The sequence below is a fragment of the Kitasatospora putterlickiae genome (assembly GCF_039527695.1).
In the GTDB taxonomy this organism is placed as follows: Bacteria; Actinomycetota; Actinomycetes; order Streptomycetales; family Streptomycetaceae; genus Kitasatospora; species Kitasatospora putterlickiae.
The window spans coordinates 1-8,015 of record NZ_BAAAKJ010000387.1 but is presented as its reverse complement, the minus strand read 5'-3'; the positions used below and the strand labels follow the sequence as shown (position 1 = coordinate 8,015).

The following is an 8,015-nucleotide window of genomic DNA, read 5'->3' as shown; positions in this document are numbered from 1 at the left end:
CCCCGGACGCCGTGCTCGACGGCGTCAACGGCACCGTCGTCAACGGCCGCGACCCGTCCGCCGTCGCCGGCGCGATCGCCCGCGTCCTCACCGCCCCCGCCCCCGACCGCGCCCGCATGGCCACCGCCGGCCGCGACTGGGTCCGCACCGAATGGTCCTGGGACACCACCGCCCACCGCCTGGCCACCTTCCTGGCCGAGGAAGGCCCTCCCCCGCCCCGCCGCCGGGTCGACCACGAGGACCCGACACGCCGGTGACACCGGCTCAGGCAACCGGCCACGGCCCCAACCACCCGACGGCAGGCCCTCCCCCGCCCCGGCCACGGACCGACCGACCCACCTCCCACCGGGCACCCCACGCACCGCACACCCTCACCCGCCGACCGGCCGAGACGACGTGTAACCCGGGTCCGTCCGGTCAGGCCTGGCCGGCTCCGCCCCGCTCCGAAGGCTCCTCGGCCGAGGTCCCGGAATCCGGGTCCGGGTCCGGAGCCGGGCCGGGGTCGGATTCCGGGCTGGGGTCCGGCCCCGGGCCCTGCCTGGGCGGGCGGCCGCGCCGGGGGATCCGGGCGGCGCCGCCGGGCATCCGGCCCGCGTCGGCAAGGGCGCGGCGGAGCAGGAACTCGATCTGCGCGTTGGTGCTGCGCAGGTCGTCCGAGGCCCAACGGGCGAGCGCGTCGTGAACTGAAGGGTCCAGCCGCAACAGGAGCTTCTTCCGTTCCGTCGCCAAGGCCTCGCCTTTACTGGTAGAGGGAGCCCGTGTTCACGACGGGCTGGGTGCCGCGGTCGCCGCAGAGCACCACCAGGAGGTTGCTCACCATGGCGGCCTTCCGCTCCTCGTCCAGGTCCACGACATCGCGTTCGGCGAGCCGGTCCAGCGCCTCCTCGACCATGCCGACGGCGCCCTCGACGATCAGCCGGCGTGCCGCGACCACGGCCCCCGCCTGCTGGCGCTGGAGCATCACCTGTGCGACCTCCGGAGCATACGCGAGCCTGGTGATCCGGGACTCCACGACCCGTACACCGGCCGAGGCGACCCGGGCGGCGATCTCCGCGGAGAGCTTGCGGGCGACCTCCTCCGCGCCGTTGCGCAGCGACAGCTGCCCCTCCTGGTGGGCGTCGTACGGGTAGCTGGTGGCGATGTGCCGCACGGCCGTCTCGGTCTGGATGGCGACGAAGTCGGCGTAGTCGTCCACCTCGAAGACCGCCATCGCGGTGTCCTCGACCTGCCAGACCACCACGGCGGCCATCTCGATCGGGTTGCCGTCGGCGTCGTTGACCTTGGCGGTCTCGGTCTCGTGGTTGCGGATCCGGGTGGATATCCGGCGCCGGCTGGTGAACGGGTTCAGCCAGGTCAGGCCCGCTGCGCGGACGGTGCCCCGGTAGCGCCCGAGCAACTGGACCACCCGGGCCTCACCGGGCGAGACCACCGTCAGGCCGATCGTCATCAGCAGCGAGCCGAGCGCCAGCAGCGGTCCGGCGACCAGCAGGGCGATCCCCGCTCCCCGGCCGCCGTCGGAGAGTTGGACGCCACCCGCGACGGCGGCCCCGACCCCGGCGACCAGGCCGAGCAGCGTCGCGCCGAGCATCGGCAGGCCGGCCCGTCCGGTGATCACCCGTTCGGTCATCACCGGGGCCGGGAGGTCCAGAACGGGGCCGTCCTCGACGGGGAAACGCGGTGTGGTCATGGGAGCGACTCCTTCGGCGAGCATCGGCATCCGATGGCAAAGTGATATCACTTTTTCGCGTCGCCGCGCCATGACCCGTCTTGGGGGTGAAGCGGGGCGCGGTGAGGCCCTGGCCCGCGAAGTCGCCCGTCCCGGCTACTCGCCGCGCAGGTCCGCGAGATGGGCCAGGACGGCGAGGACGCGACGGTTGCCCTCGACCGGATCGAGGTCAAGCTTCATGAAGATGTTCCCGCAGTGCTTCACCACGGACGCCTCGGTGATGCTCAGCCGGGCGCCGACGGTCTGGTTGTTGAGGCCCTCCGCCACGAGCCCCAGCACCTCGCGCTCGCGCGGGGTGAGCCGGGCGAGCGGGCGGTCGGCGGACTGCTGGCGGAGCAGCACCCGGACCACCTCCGGGTCGATCACGGTCTCCCCGGCCGCCACCCTGCGCAGCGCGTCCAGGAACTCGGACACCTCGCCGACCCGGTCCTTCAGCAGGTACCCGAGCCCGGCCCGCTGCGCGCCGGCCGCACCGAGCAGCCGGGTGGCGTACGGGGTCGCCACGTACTGGGAGAGGACGAGCACGGGCAGGCCCGGGTGGCGTTCGCGCAGGTCGAGGGCGGCACGCAGTCCCTCGTCCCGGAATCCCGGCGGCATCCGGACGTCGGTGACGACGACGTCCGGCCGGTCCACGTCAACGGCGGCGGCGAGGGCGTCCGCGTCGCCGACGGCGGCGACCACCTCGTGGCCGCCCCTGGTGAGCAGTTCGACCAGACCGGCCCGGAGCAGGACGGCGTCCTCGGCGATGACTAGCCGGAGCACGGAACCTCCAGTCGGAGCCTGGTCGGCCCGCCAGCCGGACTCGTCACCATCAGTCGTCCTCTCAGGATCGCCACCCGGTCGGCCAGTCCCTGGAGTCCGGCCCCGGCGGCCGGGTCGGCCCCGCCGCGGCCGTCGTCGGTCACCTGGAGCACCAGCCGGTCGGCCGCGATCCGCCCGTGGACGGTGATGGCGGTGGCACCGCTGTGCTTGGCGGCGTTGGTGAGCGCCTCGGTGACGGTGAAGTAGGCGGTGGACTCGACCGCGCCGGGCAGTCGGCCGGGCAGGTCGAGATCGACCTCGACGGGGATCGGGTGGCGCAGGGCGACCTCGGCGACGGCGGCGGCCAGGCCGTGATCGGTGAGCACCTGGGGGTGGATGCCCCGGACCAGGCCGCGCAGCTGCTCCACCGCCCGCCGGGCCTCGCCGCGCGCCCGGTCGACCAGGACGAGCGCCGGGTCGACGTCGGTGCCCGCGCCGGGGGCGGCGGCGCGTTCGCGCAGCTCGTGGGCGGCGAGGCCGAGGGTCATGGTGAGGGCGACGAGCTGCTGCTGGGCGCCGTCGTGCAGGTCGCGCTCGATGCGGCGGCGCTCGGCCTCGAAGGCGTCGACCAGTCGGGCCCGGGAGCGGGTCAGTTCGAGGACCTGCCGCCCGAGGTCTTCCTCGCGGGGACCGAGCAGCAACCGGGCCAGCCGGACGTGGACGGTGGTGAGCAGCGCCGCGGCGTAACCGCCGAGCAGCAGCCCGATCAGGCCGAGGGCGGTGGCGGGCAGCGCGTGGAGCGGCCCGCGGACGGCGTGGCCGGGGATCAGCATGACGGTCTCGGGGGACAGCGCCCAGACCACGACGGGGCTGATGACCAGCGCCCCGGAGAACACCAGCAGGGCGATGAGGCCGAGTCCGGCGACGGTGAGCGGCGGGCCGACGAGCACGGTGTGGGCGAGTTCGCGCCAGGTCGCGCGTTCGCGCAGCCGGGTCCGGAGCCGGGCGCGGCGACCGGCTCCGGGCAGCGCGCGGTGCGGGTCGGGCACCGGTGACGGTTCGACGAGCCGGAGCCGGCGGCGCTCCAGCGCGCCGAGCGGCAGGCCGGAGAGGGCTACCGCCAGCAGTACCGGCAGGCCGATGCCGACGACCGCGAGCCCGAGACCGAGGGCGGTGAGAGCGGCCAGCAGGACGACCACCACCAGGCCGAGCAGGGTGCCGCTGATCAGGTAGGCCCAGCACCGCAGCGCGTCGAGGGTGAACGGGAAGCGGAGGGGACGGGCGCGCAGCGCCGCCTGCACGGCGACCTCGGGCGAGGGGGACGGCCCGTCGGCCACACCGCCCACGTCAACGCCCCCGCCCGCCGCCCTTCCCGTGCCCATCGGCCCACCCTAGCCGACCGGCTGACGCCACCTCCGGCCCCGGTCGCGGGTCCGCTCCCCGTCGCCGGGCACGGCGGGCGGCTGCCGGGTGAGCGCGACGGCGGCGATCACCGCGAGGCCGCCGAGCAGGGTGTTCCAGCCGACGGGTTCGGCGAGCAACAGTGCGCCGAGCGCCGTCGACCAGAGCGGGGTGACGTAGGTGACGGCGGCGGCCACGGCCGTCCCGGCGGTGCGGACGAGGCCGAGGTTGAGGACGTAGGCGACACCGGTGCCGAGCGCGCCGAGCACCAGCAGGGCGACGCCCGCCCCGGCCCCGGGCCAGTGCGGGGCACCGGCGGCGAGCGGGGCGGCGACGGCGAGTTCGGCGGCGGCGCAGGTGATCTGGGCGGCGGACAGGGCGGCGGCCGAGTGCGGACGGGAGGAGAGGTGACGGCGGAGGTAGGCGAAGCCGGCGCCGTAGCAGCAGGTCGCGGCCAGGCAGGCGAGGCCGCCGGCCACCAGCCCGGAGTTGGCGGCGGAGTCGGACGCGGTGCCGAACCCGCGCCAGATACCGAGGACGGTGAGCACCCCGGCGAAGCCGAGGGCGAGCCCGGCGATCCGGCGCCGCCCCGGGCGCGGCTCCCCGGGCACGGCGGCCAGCGCGAAGAGCAGGGCGAACAGCGGGGTGGTCGCGTTCAGCACGCCGGCCAGCACCGAACTGACCCGGGTCTCGCCGTAGGAGAAGAGCACGAACGGCACCGCGTTCAACAGCAGCGCGACCACCGCGCAGTGGCCCCAGGTGGCGAGGTCGCGCGGGGCGGCCTCGCGGCGGGCGGCGAGGACCGCCCAGAGCGTGGCCGCGCCGAGCAGGCAGCGCCAGGCCGCCACCCACACCGGGGGCACCCCCGCGTCGACCGCCACCTTGATCAGCGCGAAGCTGGCCCCCCAGATCGCCGACAGGGCCACGAACCCCGGCCACCAGCGCCGTCCCATCCCGGCCTCCCGTCCTTCCCGTTCCGGCTCCCGCCGGCATCCCACCGCGTCCCACCGCGTCCCACCGCGTGACGCTGGACAGAGCGTGACGGCCCGGCCGACCATGAGTCCAACAAGTGGTGATGCGGAAGGGATGAGGAACTCTCATGGCCTCGGAGGTGAACCTCGCCCAGCTCAGGGCGCTGGTCGCGGTGGCGGACGCGGGCGGCTTCGGGGCGGCGGCGGCCGAGCTGGGCGTGAGCCAGTCGGCGGTCTCGCACGCGGTGGCGGCGCTGGAACGGGTACTCGGCGCGCCCGTCCTGCACCGGGGCACGCCCGCCCGGCCGACCCCGCTCGGCGAGCGGATCCTGCCGCACGCCCGGACGGCGGTCGCCTCCGCCGCCGCCGTGCGGACCATCGCCGCCCACCACTCGGGCGGCCTCACCGGGACGGTCCGGCTGGCCGCGCCGACCACCGTCTGCCAGGGACTGCTGCCCGGCCTGCTACGCGACTGGCGTGACGAACACCCCCGGCTGACGGTGCGGGTGTTCGAGGGTGAGGACGACGAACTGGGCGTCTGGCTGGAGTCCGGGACGGTGGACGCGGCGGTCCTGGTGGACGCGGACCCGGCGCCACCGGGAGCGGTCGCGCTCGGCACGGACTCGATGCACGCGCTGCTGCGCCGCGACCACCCGCTCGCGGGCGAGGAGACCGTCGACGTGGCCGACCTGGAGGACGACGACTTCCTGCTCTCCGAGGGCGGCTGCGAGCGGCACATCCGGGACGCCTACCGCCGGGCGGGCGTCCGCTTCGCACCCCGGCACCGCATCCGGGACCTCAACACCCTGATCGGCATGGTGCACGCGGGGGTGGGGGTATCGGTGATGCCGGCGCTGGCGCAGCCGATGCTGCCGGCGGACTGCGTACTCGTCCCGATCCGGCCCGCCGCGCACCGGACGCTGACCCTCACCGGTCCGGCGGGCCGGCCGTGGTCCCCGGCGGTCACGGGCCTGCTGGCCACGGTGCGCTGAGGCCGCCCCGTCCCTGGAGCCCGCATCCCGACCACCCGGCCGGGCTGGAGTCCCGCTGCGCCGATCCGCGGTTTGTCATCCCCGCATCGCCGCATCACCCTGCGGCCGCCACCTCCGTCCAGACCTCGCCACTCTCGCACGATCCGCGACCATCATGCCGGTCCCGCCCCTACCGCAGCCCCGCTCACGGCCCGACCTGCCCGAACCTCGTGCGGGCCGCTCCCGTAGATTCGGGTCCGACTGACGGAACGTCCGATCGACGGGGGCCTGGGTGGAGTGGCGGCGGAGCCGGGTGGGGGTCCGCGCGGTCCCGCCCGCGTCGGCGGTCCGCCGGTTACCATCGCCCCTATGCCCGCGCCATCACCGCACCGCCCCGAGCCACCCGAGCATCCGCTCGCCGCGGCTCGACGGGGGTCGCTGAGCCGTGATAGGCGCGAGAATCTTCCAGCAGCCAGCAGCCAGCAGCCAGCAGCCAGCAGCCAGCAGCCAGCCGTGGCCACCGGCCACGGCCCGGTGGACCCGGTGACGCCGCCCGACACCCCGCGCGGAGTGCTGTTCGCCGTCCGGTCGGCCGCCGCGCTGCACCGGCTACTGGACGTGCTCCCCGTCTTCGACGGCGACGCCCGGGTCCGCTGCCGCTTCACCCTCGTCCCCGGCTCCGCCTTCGACGTCGACGCGCTGGCCGCCGTCGCCTCGTCCGGCGCGCGCTGCCTGTCCTGGCCGGAGGCACTCGCCTGCCACCACGACCTGATCCTCACCGCCAGCCCCAAGGGTGAGCTGGCCGCGCTGCGCGGCCCCAAGGTCCTGCTGCCGCACGGCGCCGGGTTCAACAAGGCGCTCTCCGAGGAAGGTTCGCCACACCTGCCGTCCGGCCTCGACCCGGCGTTCCTGCTCTCCGCCGACCAGCGCCCGATCGCGGACCTGCACGCCCTCGCCCACCCCGACCAGGTGGCCCGGCTCGCCGCGCAGTGCCCGCCCGCCGGGGCGACGGCGCTGGTGGCGGGCGATCCGACGCTCGACCGGATCCTCGGCTCGCTGGACCGGCGCGAGGCGTTCCGGACGGCGCTCGGCACCGGGCCGCGCCGACTGGTCGTGCTCTCCTCCACCTGGGGGCCGGAGTCGCTGCTCGCCCGGCACCCGGACCTGCCCGCCCGTCTCGCCACCCGACTCCCTTACGACACCTACCAGTTGGCACTCGTCGTGCACCCCAACGAGTACAGCCGGACCGGCTCCTTCGACCTGGCCCGGCGGCTGCGGCCGGCCCTGGACGCGGGACTGGTGCTGGCCGGCCCGTACGAGGAGTGGGCGGCGCTGCTGGTGGCCGGCGACACGGTGGTCACCGACCACGGCTCGACCGCGCTCTACGCGGCGGCGCTCGACCGGCCCATGGTGGCGGTCTGCGACGGCGGCCCGGAGCTGGTCCCGGGCAGCCCGATGGCCCGCCTACTCGCCGCCGCGCCCCGGCTGGACCCGGACGGCGACGACGCGGCGGCCGTCCTCGCCGCCCCGCCTACCGCCGCGGGCACCCGCCGCTTCGCCGAGGCGGCGTTCGCCCTCCCCGGGGAAGCACTTACGACGCTCGGGCCGGAACTCTACAAGCTGCTCGGCCTGGCCTCACCGCCATGGCCGGCCCGTCCGCGCCCACTGGCCACCCCGCCCGCCGCACCGCGCGTCCCGGCCGCCTTCGCCATCCAGGTCCGGTCAGGACGGACCGCCGAGGGGCCCGTCGTCGACATCGACCGGCTGCCCCCGTGGACGGACCTGCCGTACCACCACCTGGCCGCCGAGTACGGCCGCGCCGGCATCCGCGAGGCGCAGAGCGCGGCACTGCTCTACCGCTGGGCGAACGACGCACCCCCGTCGGACGCCGCGCGCCACCACGAGTACCGGACGGCCGCCGCCTGGACCGCCGAGGCCCTCGCCGACCACCCGGGCTGCCGCACCGCCGCCGTCATTCTCTCCCCCACCCACTGCCTGGTCCGCCGCCCGACCGGCGAACCGTTCACCCTCCGGATCACCCCACACCGAACCACCGCCCGAGTCCGGTACCCCGACCCCGCCGCCGCCCTCTCCGCCCTCCACGCCGCCCTCGGCACCACCCAACACCCCCCGCCCACCCCCCTGACCTGCCGAATCGCCGACACCCCCTACCACCTCCACCTCACCCCAGCCAGCCCCCCCGAC

Annotated in this window: 8 protein-coding genes; 3 read left to right on the top strand and 5 right to left on the bottom strand. The window is 75.7% G+C overall.

Annotated elements, in window-relative coordinates; genetic code table 11:
• Positions 1 to 257, top strand: a 257-nt coding sequence (locus ABD308_RS33705) for a glycosyltransferase (RefSeq protein ID WP_425554915.1), incomplete at its 5' end; no start/stop codon positions are given.
• Positions 258 to 417: 160 nt separating this feature from the next.
• On the opposite strand, the gene ABD308_RS33700 is transcribed toward ABD308_RS33705, so the two are convergent.
• The 5 genes from ABD308_RS33700 to ABD308_RS33680 all read right to left on the bottom strand — a co-directional run bounded on the left by ABD308_RS33700 (position 418) and on the right by ABD308_RS33680 (position 4,821).
• On the bottom strand, positions 418 to 729 hold the full coding sequence (locus ABD308_RS33700) for a type II toxin-antitoxin system antitoxin (RefSeq protein WP_344343512.1): 312 nt from the start codon (positions 727 to 729) through the stop codon (positions 418 to 420).
• Between the two features lie 10 nt (positions 730 to 739).
• Positions 740 to 1,687 carry an SPFH domain-containing protein gene (locus ABD308_RS33695; RefSeq protein ID WP_425554914.1) on the bottom strand — a complete coding sequence of 316 codons (948 nt, stop codon included), beginning with the start codon at positions 1,685 to 1,687 and terminating at the stop codon, positions 740 to 742.
• Positions 1,688 to 1,822: 135 nt separating this feature from the next.
• A complete protein-coding gene (locus ABD308_RS33690) occupies positions 1,823 to 2,488 on the bottom strand; it encodes a response regulator (RefSeq protein ID WP_344343510.1) in 666 nt (221 codons plus the stop codon).
• Positions 2,476 to 3,849: a sensor histidine kinase gene (locus tag ABD308_RS33685; protein WP_344343508.1), complete on the bottom strand. Its 1,374-nt coding sequence runs from the start codon at positions 3,847 to 3,849 to the stop codon at positions 2,476 to 2,478. The genes ABD308_RS33690 and ABD308_RS33685 overlap by 13 nt, the downstream gene beginning before the upstream one ends.
• A 9-nt stretch (positions 3,850 to 3,858) precedes the next feature.
• Positions 3,859 to 4,821, bottom strand: coding sequence for a DMT family transporter (locus tag ABD308_RS33680; RefSeq protein WP_344343506.1), 963 nt, complete (start codon positions 4,819 to 4,821; stop codon positions 3,859 to 3,861).
• Positions 4,822 to 4,967: 146 nt separating this feature from the next.
• On the opposite strand from ABD308_RS33680, the gene ABD308_RS33675 reads away from it, so the two are divergent.
• Together ABD308_RS33675 and ABD308_RS33670 are read left to right on the top strand one after the other, a co-directional pair.
• On the top strand, positions 4,968 to 5,831 hold the full coding sequence (locus tag ABD308_RS33675; protein WP_344343504.1) for a LysR family transcriptional regulator substrate-binding protein: 864 nt from the start codon (positions 4,968 to 4,970) through the stop codon (positions 5,829 to 5,831).
• A gap of 492 nt (positions 5,832 to 6,323) precedes the next feature.
• Positions 6,324 to 8,015: translation initiation factor 2 (locus ABD308_RS33670; protein WP_344343501.1), on the top strand; the 1,692-nt coding region annotated here is incomplete at its 3' end.